This window comes from Sulfitobacter sp. HI0027 (assembly GCF_001634775.1).
In the GTDB taxonomy this organism is placed as follows: Bacteria; Pseudomonadota; Alphaproteobacteria; order Rhodobacterales; family Rhodobacteraceae; genus Sulfitobacter.
Window position 1 is genome coordinate 14,068 of record NZ_LWER01000013.1, and the last position, 13,957, is coordinate 28,024.

The following is a 13,957-nucleotide window of genomic DNA, read 5'->3' on the forward strand; positions in this document are numbered from 1 at the left end:
GCGTCTCTGCGTCGAGCAGAATGGCGAAAGCGATTGAATTGCGACCCGCCATAATAGAAAGATCGCGCGGACTTGGAAAAAATCAAGCGATCAGGTGCGAAACCCGCAATTGGGGGCGCGATCGCGTGGTTGAGGGAGACGGATGTGCTAATTTGTGGGGTGAAAAACTGTGACAGCTGTCGCAAGGCGAAAAAGGCGCTGCCAGAGGCGCAGTTGGTCGATGTTCGGGAGGCGGGCGTGCCAAGGGCGGTTTTGACGCAGGCCCATGAGCAATTTGGCGCGGCCTTGCTCAACACCCGCTCCACCACTTGGCGGGGGCTGGATGAAGAGACGCGCAAGCAGGCCCCGCTCGCCCTGATAGAAGCTCATCCAGCGCTGATGAAACGGCCTCTGATCTCGGTGGGTGACAAGCTATTTCTAGGTTGGAACAAAGAGATAGAAGCTGACGTTCATGCGATGCTTTAACTTCGACCTGTAATCAGCCGGTCCAGTGACAATGGGCCGGCGCCTTTGACGACGAGTACCAAAAGCAAGAACACCCAGAGCGCCCGCTGGTCAAGGATATGGGCATCGGGAAAGCGGTCGAACCACGCGCCAAGCGCGCTGCCATGGCCGTAAAGATCGGTAAGTGATTGCACCACGACAAAGCCCACCATCGCCAGTGCCGCCAGTCGGGTCAGCAGGCCAAAGACAATGAGCAGCGGCAAGATAAATTCCGCCACCGTTCCGGCGACGACGACGAGCCAATGGAACACCCCAAGCGCGTCACTGTCATAGCCTACGGCCTCAAACAAGCGGGGGAAGATTTGCGCATAGGCTCCGGTGGATGGGGTAAGGAGGCCCAAGGGGCCGGGCCCGAGTTTGGTCAGCCCGGCATTCAGGAAATAGACCAGCAACACTGCGGCAAAGAGGAACCGGGCGAGGGTCGGAAGCAGCCAGTCGGCCCGCTCCAGACGGTCGGCGGCGTTGCGGTATAGGGTGAGAAGCTGGGTCATTTACTGCCCTCCAAGGAAATTGCGCTGAAGACACCGTGGCTCAGGGCGAGGGTCAAGGCGGCGGCGAGGTCAAACGCGGGCTGGGCGCCCGCCGTGGCGTCATGGGCCGCCCCGAAGGGCAAGCCGTCGGCAAGGTGGGATAGCCATAGCGCCGCACCGGGCGGCAGCAGATCCGGCGCGGGATCAAAGGCGGGGCGGGTGATTATCACATCCTGCGCTGCGCTGCGGGGCTTGGGCGCATCCTCGGTGAAACTATAGCGCCAGATGTCGAAAAGCGGCCAGTCTGACCGCAAGAGGCGGGTTGCGGGCGCGAGGGAGAGCCTTGCCCCCATCAATGCATCGGGTCCAAGCGTTTCGAAGACCTTCGGATCAAGCGGAGCCGCGTCAGCCGCGTGATAGGAGGCACGCAGCGCGAGGTCGAGCTGTGCCGCATCGGCGAGGTAGCCAATCTTGGCCAAAGGGGCGAAAGCCGCGATAAAGGCGGGGAAATCCGTGCCGTAATGCATCATCATCGGAGATGTCGGCGGATGCGCCCGGACGTAAAGGGGGGCCAATTCGGCAAAGTTGCGGGCGCCGATCAGCTTGCGCACAAGGGGAAAGGCCACTTCGAGCGCGGCGATCAGGGAATGCGTGACGTTGTTGCGATAGACGCCATAGCGCGCGCCCGCCGGTTGCCCCCGGCCATCGCGCAGCCCATCGGGTGCAGACCGTGACGGATCAAGCAGGGCCGCGCGAAAGCTGTGTTGGTCGGTCACACCAGCACCTCAGCGGCGCGGGTGGCTTCGGCCCGTAGGACGGGCCAGTCGGGCACGTCATTGTCCCACTCGACCAGCACCGGCTTTGGCCCGGTTTGGGCCAGCGTGTAGCTTAGCAGGTCCCAAACAGGATCGACGACCGGTTTGCCATGGCTGTCGATCAAAAGTGGCGCACCGTGATCGTCAGTGTCGTCATCATGGCCGCCCACATGAACCTCGCCCACATGGTCTGTCGGAAAGGCGTCGATGTAGCCCTGTGGCGACAGCCCGAGATTGGTGGCCGAAATGAAGACATTGTTGACATCCAGCAAGAGACCGCAGGAGGTGCGCGCTATAATCTCTGTCAAAAAGTCTGTTTCAGACAAGTCGGATTCCGCGAATGCAAGGTAGCTGGAGGGGTTTTCCAGCAGCATTTGCCGACCCAGTCCATCTTGGACTTGGTTGATATGTGACGCCACACGGGTCAGCGTTTCCTCGGTGTAGGGCAGCGGAAGGAGATCGTTGAGATACTCCATCCCATGGGTCGACCACGCCAAATGTTCGGAGAAGGACGCGGGCTGCGTTCGGTCACAGAGGGTTTTGAGCCGTGCCAGATGGGCCGCGTCCAGCGGCCCTTCGCCACCGATCGACAGGCCGACACCATGGACCGACAGGGCGAAACGGTCTTGCAAGGCGCGTAGTTGCGCATGGGGGCGGCCACCGTCGCCCATGTAGTTTTCAGCATGCACCTCGATCCAGCGGACCGGGCCAGAATCGGCCATCAAGCCATCGAAATGTCGAGATTTAAATCCGACGCCGGGGGCATTGGGCAGTGTTGTAACAGGGGGGGTATCGTCGCGCATAACGGCCTCCGGCATGTTGCGGGGCGGGGTTCCGGGCGGGGATGCCGCCCGGAACGCTATAGATTAAGCGGGCAGGTCGCGGTCGAGCGCTTCCAAAGAGCCGGTCCGCTCGGTCCCGTCTGCCATCTCGGGCAGGTCGATCTCGGCGCAGGTGCCTTCGTCAACGAGGGTCCATGCGTTGCCTTGGTAATCGGTCACAGAGGTGCCCGCGCAGGTGGTGCCGGGGCCCGCTGCGCAGTCGTTCTCACCGGCCAGCGAAACGCCAAAGCATTTCTCTTGCGAAGCGGCGGTGGCGGTGGTGGCGTGGCTGCTCAGCGCGGCGGCGACGGCCCCTGCGATGGCGGCGGTTTTGAGTGTGGTGGACATTGTCGTTTCCTTCCTGATGGTTTGAACAGGTTTACTAGAGCAGCCTGCTTCCTCACAAGCCAGTCACGAGGGAGTGCGTCACGGTCCCGTCAGAAATCACGCGGAAAACTAGCGAAAATTGTAACCTTCCCGCGCAGGAAGGGAATGATTGTTACAAAAACGCTCCGGCGGGCAGGGGGCAAGCTGCCCGCAAGACCGCCGGAGCGCAGATTTGTTACAAGCCGTTAACGCAGGTCAGGCGGGGTCGCGTCCTGCGCCAGTTCGGCGGTGAGTGCATCCAGCGGCTGCACCGAAGTCTGCTTTTGCCCCAGACGGCGCACGGAAACGGTACGCTCTTCAACCTCACGCGCCCCGACGGCGAGGATCACCGGCACTTTGCCGACCGAATGCTCACGGACTTTGTAGTTGATCTTCTCGTTACGCATGTCGGCTTCCGCACGCACACCAGCGGCTTTCAGGGTCTCGACGACCTCGGCCACATAGCCATCCGCTTCAGACGTGATGGAGGCCACGACCACCTGACGCGGGGCCAGCCAGAAGGGCAGCTTGCCCGCGTGTTCTTCGATCAGGATGCCGATGAAACGCTCGAAACTGCCCAAAGTGGCGCGGTGCAGCATCACAGGGCGGTGCTTGTTGCCGTCCTGCCCAATGAAGCTCGCCTCCAGCCGCTCGGGCAGGTTGGCATCGACCTGCAGGGTGCCGCATTGCCAGTTGCGCCCGATGGCGTCGGTCAGAGTGAACTCCAGCTTCGGCCCGTAGAAAGCGCCTTCGCCCTCCAGCACCTCAAAGTCATAGCCCGCGGCCTTGCAAGCATCGCCAAGCGCCTTCTCCATGTTGTCCCATGTCTCATCGGAACCGATCCGCTTTTCGGGGCGGGTGGAGAGCTTGATGGTCCAGTTCTCAAACCCGAGGTCGGCATAGACCTTCGACAGAAAGGCGATGAACTTGGCGGTTTCCGAGGTGATCTGATCCTCGGCGCAGAAGATATGCCCATCGTCTTGGGTAAAGCCGCGCACCCGCATGATGCCATGCAGCGCCCCCGAAGGCTCATAGCGCGCGCAGGATCCGAACTCGGCCATCCTGAGCGGCAGGTCGCGGTAGGATTTCAGGCCTTGGTTAAACACCTGCACATGGCAGGGGCAGTTCATCGGCTTGAGCGCGTTCACCGCCTTTTCGCGGGCATGTTCCTCGTCGACTTCAACGATGAACATGTTCTCTTGATATTTGTCCCAGTGGCCGGATTTCTCCCACAGTTTGCGGTCGACGACCTGCGGGGTGTTCACCTCGACATAGCCGTCGCGGTCCTGCATCCGGCGCATGTAGTCCTGCAAGGTGGTGTAGATGCGCCAGCCGTTGGGGTGCCAGAAGACTTGGCCCGGTGCCTCTTCCTGCATGTGGAACAGGCCCATCTCTTTGCCCAGCTTGCGGTGGTCGCGCTTGGCGGCTTCTTCGAGCATGTTGAGATGCGCGCGCAGCTTTTCCTTGCCGGTGAAGGCCACGCCGTAGATGCGTTGCAGCATCGCGCGGCTCGAGTCGCCGCGCCAATAGGCACCGGCGATGGACATCAGCTTGAACGCATCGCCCGGCACTTGGCCGGTGTGTTGCAGGTGCGGGCCACGGCAGAGGTCTTGCCAATCGCCGTGCCAATACATCCGCAAAGGCTCATCGCCGGGGATCGCGTTGATCAGCTCGACTTTATAGGGCTCGTTCAAGTCCTCGTAATGTTTGATCGCGCGGGCGCGGTCCCAAACCTCGGTCCGGACGGGATCGCGTTTGTTAATGATCTCTTTCATCTTCTTTTCGATCGCGCCGAGGTCTTCTGGGGTGAAGGGCTCTTTGCGGTCAAAGTCGTAGTACCAGCCATCCTTGATCACCGGGCCGATGGTGACCTTGGTGTCGGGCCAGATTTCCTGCACGGCGCGGGCCATGATATGCGCGAGATCGTGGCGCACCAGTTCATTGGCCTGTTCTTCGTCGGCCATGGTGTGGATCGCAATGTCGGCGTCCGCTTCGATCGGCCACGCCAGATCGAAATGCGCACCGTTGACGGTGGCGCTGATGGCCTTTTTGCCCAAGGATTTTGAGATGTCGGCAGCCACTTCGCCAGCGGTGATACCAGCGTCATATTGGCGGCTATTGCCATCGGGAAGGGTGAGGGAGATTTGGGCCATCTTGGGCGCTCCTCGTCGGTTTGGCGCCTACGAGACGCCCGGTTGCGGGTTATGTGTTGCGCCTATGTGGCGGGGCGGGGGCGTTTTGTCAATGCGAGCGGGACCTTGGGCAGGCAAGTTGCGGCCCTGCGGCGGCGCGCTATGTCAGGCGGGCAACAACGAGGATGGGTCGCATGCAAGACGACACGGCGCAGCGCGCTTTCGAGACGATTTCGGGGGCGGATGACCCGGCACCGGGGTTGGACGACAAGGCGCAGCGGGCCGAGGCGCGTAATGGGCTGCGCCATATCCTGTCGTTGTCGATGACAAAAGTGGCCGATGGGCTGATCGATCCCAAGCTGGTGTTGGCGTGGCTGCTGAGTGCCCTCGGCGCGCCTGCGGTCTTTGCGGGGGCCTTAGTGCCGATCCGCGAGGCCGGATCGCTTTTGCCGCAGATCGCGCTGGCGGGCGTGGTGCAGCGCATGGCGCGGCGCAAATGGGCTTGGGTGTGGGGCTCGGTCGGGCAGGGCGTGGCGGCGGCGCTGATCGCCCTCGCCGCGCTGAGCCTTGAGGGGGCCACGGCGGGCTATGCCATCTGCGCGGCCCTCGCGCTGCTGGCCGTTTGCCGCGCCGCCTGTTCGGTGTCGTTCAAGGAAATTCTGGGCAAGACCGTGGGCAAAACCCGGCGTGGATCGGTGACCGGTTTGGCGGGGTCCGTGTCCTCGGTCGGGGTGGTGATTTTTGCCGGGCTCTTGATGTCGGGCCTGTTTCAAAGCCGCGGTGTCGTCGTGGTGGCGATTGCGCTGGCGGCGGGGCTTTGGGTCGCGGCGGCGCTGCTTTTTTCTACGATCGAAGAAACGCCGAGCGAGACCGAAAAGGCCGATGGCGTGGATTTCAAACTGCTGCGCGGCAATCGCGACCTGTGGCTGTTCATTCTGGTGCGTGGGCTTTTGGTATCGACCGCCCTTGCGCCGCCCTATCTGGTCGTGCTGGCCGGATCGTCGGAGGGCGGGCAGTTGGGGCAGTTGGGCGCCTTGGTGCTGGCCTCGGCATTGGCATCCTTGGTCAGCTCATATGTCTGGGGGCGGCTGTCAGATATGTCGAGCCGCCGAGTGCTGATGCTGACGGGCATCGTCGGCGCACTGGCGATCGCCTTGGCGGTGGGGCTGTGGTTCCTTGGTTTGGCGCAGGCGGTTTGGGCGATGCCCGGCGTGCTGTTCATCCTGATGATCGCTTATCATGGCGTCCGGCAGGGGCGCTCGACCTATCTGGTCGACATGGCCCCGAAAGACCACCGCGCCGCCTATGCCGCCGTGAGCAATACGGTGATCGGATTGCTTTTGCTGCTGGCCGGGGTGCTGGGCGGTGGTGCTGCGCTGATCGGGGCGCAGGCGACGCTAATGCTCTTTGCCGTGATGGCGGTTGCCGCCGCGGTTCTGGCCCATTGGCTGCCGGAGGTTGAGCATCTTTCCGAGGACTGACTTGCCCTCATCCGCGGCGATGCCCATGATTGGGCCAAAGACGGAGGCAGCATGGCAGACAGCAAATTCATCGACTCCCCAGAGGGGCGGCGCATCGCCTATCACAAGACCGAAGGGGCGGGGCCCTGCGTTGTTTTCCTCGGCGGGCTGAAGTCCGACATGATGGGGACCAAGGCGGTCTATCTCGAAGACTGGGCGCGGGCCGAGGGGCGGGCCTTTCTGCGATTCGACTACTCCGGTCACGGGGAATCCTCGGGCAGCTTTGCCGAAGGCTGCATCGGCGATTGGCACGAAGATACGCTGGCCGCAGTTACGGCGCTGACCGAGGGGCCGCTGATCGTTGTGGGGTCGTCCATGGGGGGCTGGCAGGCACTGCTGTTGGCGCGGCAGTGGCCTGAGCGTATTGCCGGGCTGGTCGGCATCGCCGCCGCACCTGATTTTACCGAAGACGGATACTGGGCGAACTTCACCGAGGCGCAGAAACAGACGCTGGCAAAGGTCGGGCAGGTCGAACTGCCGTCGGACTATATGGAGCCCTATGTCATCACCCGCCGCATGATCGAGGATGGGCGCAAGCGGTTGGTGCTGCGCGATCCGCTGAACCTGCCGTTCCCCGTGCGCTTGCTGCAGGGCACGGCGGACACCGCCGTCAGCACGGCCACGGCGGTGCGGCTGCTGGAGCACGCGCAGAGCCCTGATATGCAACTGACGCTGGTCAAAGACGCCGATCACCGCTTCTCAGACGCGCGCTGTCTGGCGATGATCGTCGCGGCAATAAACGAGGTTTCCGGTAGAGAGGGCTGACCCAAGGCGCGGGCATGGAACCGCCGATAAGGTCGCGCCCCCGATGCCACCCCAAACCACCCATGCTAAGAGACCGCCAAACCCAAGGGGGACGGCATGAAACCACGTCATTTCAACCGCATACCGCAGCGGATCCTGCGCAATGGCTGAGCCGCTTGTTCTGCTGCCCGGCATGATGTGCGATGCCCGTGTCTTTACACCACAGGTCCGAGCGCTCTCCCCGCGCAGCACGGTGGTGCTGGCTCCGATCACCCAAGGGGAACGGATCGAAGAGATCGCCTCGGGCCTTTTGGATCAACTGCCACCGCGTTTCGCGTTGGTGGGGCAGGGCATGGGCGGTGTGGTGGCGCTGGAGCTTTTGCGTCGCGCCCCCGACCGGATCAGCCGCATTGCCTTGCTGGCGACGCAGGTGCTGGCCGAACTGCCCGCCATCGCCGCGGACCGGGAGCCGCAGATCATCATGGCGCAATCCGGCAAGCTGGGGGAGGCGATGCAGGCGCGGATGGCCTCGGGCTTTCTCGCCCCCGGCAAGGGACGGGGCGAGGTGCTGACCCGCGCGATGGAAATGGCCGAGACACTGGGCGGCGATACCTTTGTGCGCCAGTCCCGTGCCTTGCAACGGCGGCGGGACCAGCAAGCCGTGCTGCGCAAATGCAAGGTGCCGGCACTGGTGCTTTGTGGGGAGCATGACATGCTCTGCCCCGTCAAACGCCACGCCTTCATGGCCGAGATGATCCCCTACGCCAAGCTGACGGTGCTGGAGGATGCAGGCCATTGGCCCAGCCTAGAGGCACCAGAGGCCACAACCGCCGCGCTGCGCGACTGGCTGCATCAACCTCTGGTGCTGCAATAGGGCGGCGGCTCAGGCCGCTGCCGGTTTGTCGGTCTTCTTGGGCGCAGATTTCTGAGACACGGGTTTCTGAGGCTTGGATTTCTGAGGCTCGGGCGTTTTCGGCTCGGGCTGGCCATTGTTGGCATCGATAAAGTCCAGCACCAAGGGCCGAATATTGTTGCGCCAGCTTTTGCCTGCAAAAATCCCGTAGTGGCCCGCCCCATCTTCAAGATGGCTGGCCTTTTTGGAATCAGGCAGACCGGTCAGCAGATCAAGCGCCGCGATGCATTGGCCGGGGGCCGAGATGTCATCCTTGCTGCCCTCAACCGTTTTGACCGCCACCGTGGTAATCTTGCCGATATCGACCTGACGGCCCGCCACGGTAAAGACGTTCCGCGCGATCTCACGTTCCTTAAACACGCGCTGCACGGTCGACAGATAGAACTCCGCCGGCATGTCCATCACGGCGAGGTATTCGTCGTAGAACTTGTTGTGTTTGTCATGCTCATGCGCCGCTTTTTGCGCTACGCGGGTGATCTGATTGGTAAAGGCATCGCGGTGGGTGTCGTTGTTCATCGAAATGAACGACGCCAGTTGCAACAGACCGGGGTACACCTTGCGGCCCACGCCCGCGTATTTGAAGCCGACTTGCTGGATCATCAACTGCTCAAGCTGGCCCATGGTGACACTATGACCAAAGTCGGTCACATCGGTAGGCGCGGCATCCGGGTCAATCGGGCCGCCAATCAACGTCAGCGAGCGCGGCTGCGCCTCGGGCGCTTCCTCGGCCAGATAGGCGGTGGCCGCCAAGGTCAGCGGGGCAGGCTGGCAAACCGCGATCACATGGGTGTCGGGGCCAAGGTGGTGCATGAAATCAACGAGGTAGAGCGTATAATCCTCGATGTCGAATTTGCCTGCGCTAACTGGAATATCACGCGCATTGTGCCAGTCTGTCACATAGACGTCGCAATCAGGCAGCAGGGAGATCACGGTGGACCGAAGGAGCGTGGCATAATGACCGGACATTGGCGCAACCAGCAGAACCTTGCGGCCCGTCTCTTTGCGGCCTTGGACCGAGAATTTCAGCAGATCGCCAAAGGGGCGTTCCATCACCGGCTCGATGCTGACCAGACAATCTTGGCCCGTGGGGCCGACCACTGGGGGAATGTCCCAGTCGGGTTTCACGACCATGCGGGCGAAACTACGCTCCGTCACTTCGCCCCATGCCGCCAACCATTCCATCGCAGGGTTTGGAAACAGAGAAAAAGCCGGGTAGGATGCCATAGCAAGCGCCGAAGCGCCGAGCCATTGATTGGTATTCCGGATGGACTCCATCATGTCGTAGGTGGCCATATAGCGCATGTGGGGGCTCCTTTATGCTGCACCTGCAAAGATAGGAGGTAAGGGTTAAGATGACAACAGAATCCGAAAATCCCGAGATCACTGAGCCTCAAGCCCTGTCTCGAATGGCGCAAAACCTGAAAAAGGTTGAAGAATTAAGTAAGCGCCTGACCCGCGTGATGTCGCAGCGCGAGGGCCATCAGCCCGCGTTGGACGGGCCGAACCAACAACTTTTCGCGAAAGCAGCACAGTCTTACTGGGCCGAGGCGATGACAAATCCGGCCCGTTTGATGGAGCATCAGATGGGCTATTGGACCAAATCGGTCGCCCATTTCGTCGAGGCGCAGCAGGCGCTGGCCAAGGGCGGGCTGGCCCCGGTCGAGGGGGAGGCGCCCACCGACAAACGTTTTGCCAATCCGCTGTGGCAAACCCATCCCTATTTCAACTTCATCAAGCAGCAGTATCTGATCAACGCCGAAGCGCTGCGCCAAGCGGTCGAAGACGCCCAAGACATGGACCCGGCCGAGAAGAAGCGGCTGGTCTATTTCAGCCAGCAGATCATCGCGATGATGTCGCCGACCAATTTCCTTGCCACCAACCCCGATGTTTTGGAGCGCGCGGTAGAGACAGAAGGCGAGAGTCTTGTGAAGGGGCTGGAAAACCTGATCGCTGATTTGGAGGCCAACAACGGCGAGTTGGTCGTCAAACTGGCGGATGACAGCGCCTTTGAGTTGGGCCGTAACATCGCCACCACGCCCGGCAAGGTGGTGTTTCGCAACCGCATGTTCGAGCTGATCCAATACACGCCCAGCACCGAAGAGGTGCACAAGACCCCGTTGCTGATCTTCCCCCCATGGATCAACAAGTTCTACATCCTCGACCTCAAGGCGCAGAACAGCCTCGTCAAATGGCTTGTCGATCAGGGGCACACGCTGTTCGTCGTCTCATGGGTGAACCCCGATGTCAGCTATGCCCAGATCGGCATGGAGGATTACGTCGAAGAAGGCTACCTCGCAGCGATTGAAGAGGTGAAGGCGATCACGGATGAAAAGCGCGTGAATGTCGTCGGATATTGTATTGCAGGCACCACGCTGGCGCTGACGCTCTCGCTGTTGAAAAAACGCAGCGACACGTCGATCAAATCCGCGACCTTCTTCACCGCGCTCACCGATTTCTCGGATCAGGGCGAATTCCAGCCCTTCCTCACCAATGACTTCATCGACGGGATCGAGGCCGAGACGGCGGACAAGGGCATCCTGCCCTCCGTGGTCATGGCGCGGACATTCTCTTTTCTGCGCTCCAACGATCTGGTCTATGGCCCCGCCGTGCGCAGCTATATGATGGGAGAGACCCCACCGGCCTTTGATCTGCTCTATTGGAACGGGGACGGGGCCAATCTGCCGGGGCAAATGGCGATGCAATATCTGCGCGGCCTGTGCCAGCGGAATGAATTGGCCGAGGGCGGGTATAAACTGCTGGGCGAGCGGCTGACCCTCGACGATATCGAGGTGCCGCTCTGCGCTGTGGCCTGCGAGACCGACCATATCGCGCCGTGGAAAGACTGCTACCGCGGCGTGCAGCAGATGGGTTCAAAGGACAAGACCTTCATCATGGCGCAATCAGGCCATATCGCGGGCATCGTGAACCCGCCCAGCCGCAATAAATACGGCCACTATGTGAACGGTGATCTTAGCCAAGATTACGCAGCCTGGCGCGAGGCCGCAACTTATCACGAAGGGTCATGGTGGCCGCGGTGGGGCAAGTGGCTGGTCAAACGTGCAGGCACTATGATTCCCGCGCGCTTTCCCGGCGATGATGGCCGCGAGGTACTTGGCGACGCGCCGGGCGCCTATGTGGCCCGCAAGGCAAATGACTGATTACCTTACGTAATCTTAGCGCGCTAAGCAGCTTATGCTGCAATGCAGAAAAAACCTTGAAATGCTGCACTGCGGCATCTATATTGTGGTCAGACGCGAAACGGACGGGTCTTCCCGCTCCCTTGCCACAGTAGCAGTAAAAGGATTGAGACATGACCAAGACACCTGACATGACCGCGATGTTCAAAGACATTATGGGCGCTTTCCCCGTGGATAACGCCGCCATGCAAGACGCATTCAAAAACACCGCCTCCCTGAACGAGAAACTCTCGGGCGTTGCTTTTGACGCGGCTGAAAAATCGGCTGATATCTCCACCGCCTGGACCAAAGAAACTCTGTCCCGCCTGACCGAGATGACCAAAGTCAAAGCCGAGCCCACAGACTACGCCAAAGCGATGACCGATTTCGCTTCCGCCTCCGCTGAATCCGCGGCCGAGCATATGGCCGCCTTCGCCGAGATCGCGAAAAAGGTGCAGATGGACACTGTTGAGCTGATGATGTCGGCTGGCAAAGAATTCCAGAGCGACGCCACCGCCGCAGCGACCAAAACAGCCGAGAACGCTCAGGCTGCTGCTAAGAAATCCACCGTGAAGTAAACCGCCCGTCGGTTTTATCTTCTCGGCATGATGCCTAGAAAAAGGGCAGGTCCAATCGGGCCTGCCCTTTTGTCATGCGCTCTTTCTATTTGCTGATCCCTGTCCTAAGCTGCGATGCAGCACCACTGGTCGGGAGTAACATCATGGCGGACAAACCGAAGCCCTTGCTGATAAAACGCTATGCCAGCCGCAGGCTCTACAATACCGAAACAAGCGATTACGTCACCTTGGAGGATATCGCCGGTTTCATCCGCGATGGCCGTGAGGTTCAGATCGTTGACCTGAAGTCTGGCGATGACCTGACACGGCAATATCTGTTGCAAATCATCGCCGAACACGAAAGTCGGGGCGAAGCCGTCTTGCCGGTCGATGTGCTGACCGATCTAGTCCGCAGCTATATGTCGGGCAATGTTTCGGTGGTGCCGCAGTTCTTGCAGGCTTCTTTCGACATGCTCCGCGATGGGCAGAGCAAAGTGGTCGAAAACATGAGCGCGATGAACCCAATGGCCAAAATGCCCGGCATGGAAGCGATGCAGGCGCAGCAAGAAGCCTTCATGAAAGCGATGACAGGGGGCTGGGCCAAATCGACCGCACCGGAACCACCCAAGCAGCAGGCCGAACAGGGCGATGATCTGGATGCGATCAAAAAGCAGTTGGCCGAATTGCAAGACAAACTGTCAAAGCTGAACTGACCCACTCCCGGTGAGGGAGCCCTGCCCTCCCTCCTTTCGGTGCACCCTATGCGGCCTGCGCATCCGCCACATCGGCCAGCGCCGCCAAGATCACATCCGCCACAGCGTCGATCTCATCCAGCGTCAACTGAACCGGCAGGCGCACGTCACAGGCCCGCATCAACATGGCGCGGGTACGCGGCAGGTCAGGCAGGTCTTCGATGAATTGCCAGTTCCAAAAAGCCCGGGCGTTATCGCTGCTCTGGCCAAAGACCTGCACCTTCACACCCGCCGCCTCTGCCGCCGCGGCGAAGGCACGGATCGTGGCATCGGGCAGGCCCACCAGATTGAACTGGATCGAATCCGGCGCGCGGGTCTCTCCGGGCAGCGGGCTTGGCACATCGATCAACGGTGAGGCCGCCAGCCGCGCGGCCATGTGATCATGATTGCGCAGCCCATCCGCCACCCGGCGCGGCAGATGCGACAGTTGCGGGCGGATGATCGCCGCCGACAGGTTCGACATGCGCAGATTGTAAAGCGGCAGCCGGTTCTGCCACGTGGCAAAGCTGTCTTGCAGGGCTGCGTGTTTCTTCCAATTATGCTCATAGGCGCCCGACATGATGATGGCACGGGCCACCAAATCGGCATCATCGGTGATCAAGATGCCCCCTTCGCCCGCGTTGATCATCTTGTAGGACTGAAAAGAGAAACAGCCGATTTTGCCAATCGTGCCAATCTTTCGCCCCTGCCAAAGCGTACCCAGCGAATGGGCGGCGTCTTCGATCACCGGCATATCGGCGGCCTCACAAAGTGTCATGATCGCATCCATATCCGACGTATGCCCGCGCATATGGCTGATAATCACGGCCTGAACACCGGGCAATTTGGCGGCGAAATCCTCAAGATCGACACGGTAATTCTCGCCTACCTCGCAAAGCACCGGCTTGCAGCCTGCGTGGATCACCGCAGAGGGCACGGCGGCGAAAGTAAACCCGGGGATCAACACCGACGCCTCTTTCGGCAGGTCCAAGGCGAGCAAGGACAGAAACAGCGCGGCAGAGCATGAAGAAACGGCCAGCGCATATTCGTTGCCCATCATCTGCGCAAATTCGACCTCCAGCAAGGAAACGGGTGCGTCCTTTGCAGCGGTGTAGCGAAAAAGATCGCCGCTTTGCAAAAGCGCCGCAATGGCGGCCTCGGCTTCAGCGGGGATAGGTTCGGCGCGGTGCATGTCGGGCAAAGCCATA

General features: G+C 61.0%; 14 protein-coding genes. 7 read left to right on the top strand and 7 right to left on the bottom strand.

Going from position 1 to position 13,957, the window contains the following annotated elements; genetic code table 11:
• The first annotated feature begins 144 nt into the window (after positions 1–144).
• A complete protein-coding gene (locus A3722_RS00950) occupies positions 145–465 on the top strand; it encodes an ArsC/Spx/MgsR family protein (protein WP_067622932.1) in 321 nt (106 codons plus the stop codon).
• Here A3722_RS00950 and A3722_RS00955 read toward each other — a convergent pair.
• The 5 genes from A3722_RS00955 to thrS form a co-directional block, all read right to left on the bottom strand.
• Positions 462–995 (bottom strand): DoxX family protein, encoded by a 534-nt coding sequence (locus A3722_RS00955; protein ID WP_067622887.1) that lies wholly within the window; start codon positions 993–995, stop codon positions 462–464. The genes A3722_RS00950 and A3722_RS00955 overlap by 4 nt on opposite strands.
• Complete coding sequence (locus tag A3722_RS00960; RefSeq protein WP_067622884.1) at positions 992–1,750, bottom strand: HvfC/BufC N-terminal domain-containing protein; 759 nt, start codon at positions 1,748–1,750, stop codon at positions 992–994. Before A3722_RS00960 ends, A3722_RS00955 begins: the two co-directional genes overlap by 4 nt.
• Complete coding sequence (bufB, locus tag A3722_RS00965; protein WP_150119976.1) at positions 1,747–2,592, bottom strand: MNIO family bufferin maturase; 846 nt, start codon at positions 2,590–2,592, stop codon at positions 1,747–1,749. The genes A3722_RS00960 and bufB overlap by 4 nt, the downstream gene beginning before the upstream one ends.
• A 63-nt stretch (positions 2,593–2,655) precedes the next feature.
• Complete coding sequence (locus A3722_RS00970; protein ID WP_067622878.1) at positions 2,656–2,958, bottom strand: BufA1 family periplasmic bufferin-type metallophore; 303 nt, start codon at positions 2,956–2,958, stop codon at positions 2,656–2,658.
• 224 nt (positions 2,959–3,182) lie between these two features.
• The gene (thrS, locus tag A3722_RS00975) at positions 3,183–5,129 is read right to left on the bottom strand and encodes a threonine--tRNA ligase (protein WP_067622875.1); all 1,947 of its coding nucleotides are present in this window, start codon (positions 5,127–5,129) and stop codon (positions 3,183–3,185) included.
• A gap of 173 nt (positions 5,130–5,302) precedes the next feature.
• Here thrS and A3722_RS00980 point away from each other — a divergent pair, with 173 nt between their 5' ends.
• From A3722_RS00980 to A3722_RS00990, 3 genes are all read left to right on the top strand, one after another.
• Positions 5,303–6,589: an MFS transporter gene (locus A3722_RS00980; RefSeq protein ID WP_067622873.1), complete on the top strand. Its 1,287-nt coding sequence runs from the start codon at positions 5,303–5,305 to the stop codon at positions 6,587–6,589.
• 51 nt (positions 6,590–6,640) lie between these two features.
• The gene (locus tag A3722_RS00985; RefSeq protein WP_067622870.1) at positions 6,641–7,393 is read left to right on the top strand and encodes an alpha/beta hydrolase; all 753 of its coding nucleotides are present in this window, start codon (positions 6,641–6,643) and stop codon (positions 7,391–7,393) included.
• A 142-nt stretch (positions 7,394–7,535) separates the two neighbouring features.
• Positions 7,536–8,246 (top strand): alpha/beta fold hydrolase, encoded by a 711-nt coding sequence (locus A3722_RS00990; protein ID WP_067622867.1) that lies wholly within the window; start codon positions 7,536–7,538, stop codon positions 8,244–8,246.
• A gap of 9 nt (positions 8,247–8,255) precedes the next feature.
• On the opposite strand, the gene phaZ is transcribed toward A3722_RS00990, so the two are convergent.
• Positions 8,256–9,587 carry a polyhydroxyalkanoate depolymerase gene (gene phaZ, locus A3722_RS00995; RefSeq protein ID WP_067622864.1) on the bottom strand — a complete coding sequence of 444 codons (1,332 nt, stop codon included), beginning with the start codon at positions 9,585–9,587 and terminating at the stop codon, positions 8,256–8,258.
• Between the two features lie 50 nt (positions 9,588–9,637).
• Between phaZ and A3722_RS01000 the strand changes: the two genes are divergently transcribed.
• The 3 genes from A3722_RS01000 to phaR all read left to right on the top strand — a co-directional run bounded on the left by A3722_RS01000 (position 9,638) and on the right by phaR (position 12,731).
• Entirely contained in the window at positions 9,638–11,443 is a 1,806-nt protein-coding gene (locus A3722_RS01000; protein ID WP_067622861.1) for a PHA/PHB synthase family protein, read from the top strand.
• Between the two features lie 152 nt (positions 11,444–11,595).
• A complete protein-coding gene (locus A3722_RS01005; protein WP_067622858.1) occupies positions 11,596–12,039 on the top strand; it encodes a phasin family protein in 444 nt (147 codons plus the stop codon).
• Between the two features lie 143 nt (positions 12,040–12,182).
• Positions 12,183–12,731 (top strand): polyhydroxyalkanoate synthesis repressor PhaR, encoded by a 549-nt coding sequence (gene phaR, locus A3722_RS01010; RefSeq protein WP_067622929.1) that lies wholly within the window; start codon positions 12,183–12,185, stop codon positions 12,729–12,731.
• A gap of 46 nt (positions 12,732–12,777) precedes the next feature.
• Here the strand turns inward: phaR and A3722_RS01015 are convergent, their stop codons facing one another.
• Positions 12,778–13,956, bottom strand: a complete 1,179-nt coding sequence (locus tag A3722_RS01015; protein ID WP_067628408.1) for a DegT/DnrJ/EryC1/StrS family aminotransferase — start codon at positions 13,954–13,956, stop codon at positions 12,778–12,780.
• Position 13,957 lies beyond the last annotated feature (1 nt).

Bases quoted from the DNA above. Each gene is read 5' to 3' on its own strand.
- A3722_RS00955 (WP_067622887.1), bottom strand. From the start codon at position 995: ATGACCCAGCTTCTCACCCTATACCGCAACGCCGCCGACCGTCTGGAG.
- bufB (WP_150119976.1), bottom strand. From the start codon at position 2,592: ATGCGCGACGATACCCCCCCTGTTACAACACTGCCCAATGCCCCCGGC.
- A3722_RS00970 (WP_067622878.1), bottom strand. From the start codon at position 2,958: ATGTCCACCACACTCAAAACCGCCGCCATCGCAGGGGCCGTCGCCGCC.
- thrS (WP_067622875.1), bottom strand. From the start codon at position 5,129: ATGGCCCAAATCTCCCTCACCCTTCCCGATGGCAATAGCCGCCAATAT.
- A3722_RS00980 (WP_067622873.1), top strand. From the start codon at position 5,303: ATGCAAGACGACACGGCGCAGCGCGCTTTCGAGACGATTTCGGGGGCG.
- A3722_RS00985 (WP_067622870.1), top strand. From the start codon at position 6,641: ATGGCAGACAGCAAATTCATCGACTCCCCAGAGGGGCGGCGCATCGCC.
- A3722_RS00990 (WP_067622867.1), top strand. From the start codon at position 7,536: ATGGCTGAGCCGCTTGTTCTGCTGCCCGGCATGATGTGCGATGCCCGT.
- phaZ (WP_067622864.1), bottom strand. From the start codon at position 9,587: ATGCGCTATATGGCCACCTACGACATGATGGAGTCCATCCGGAATACC.
- A3722_RS01000 (WP_067622861.1), top strand. From the start codon at position 9,638: ATGACAACAGAATCCGAAAATCCCGAGATCACTGAGCCTCAAGCCCTG.
- A3722_RS01005 (WP_067622858.1), top strand. From the start codon at position 11,596: ATGACCAAGACACCTGACATGACCGCGATGTTCAAAGACATTATGGGC.
- phaR (WP_067622929.1), top strand. From the start codon at position 12,183: ATGGCGGACAAACCGAAGCCCTTGCTGATAAAACGCTATGCCAGCCGC.
- A3722_RS01015 (WP_067628408.1), bottom strand. From the start codon at position 13,956: ATGGCTTTGCCCGACATGCACCGCGCCGAACCTATCCCCGCTGAAGCC.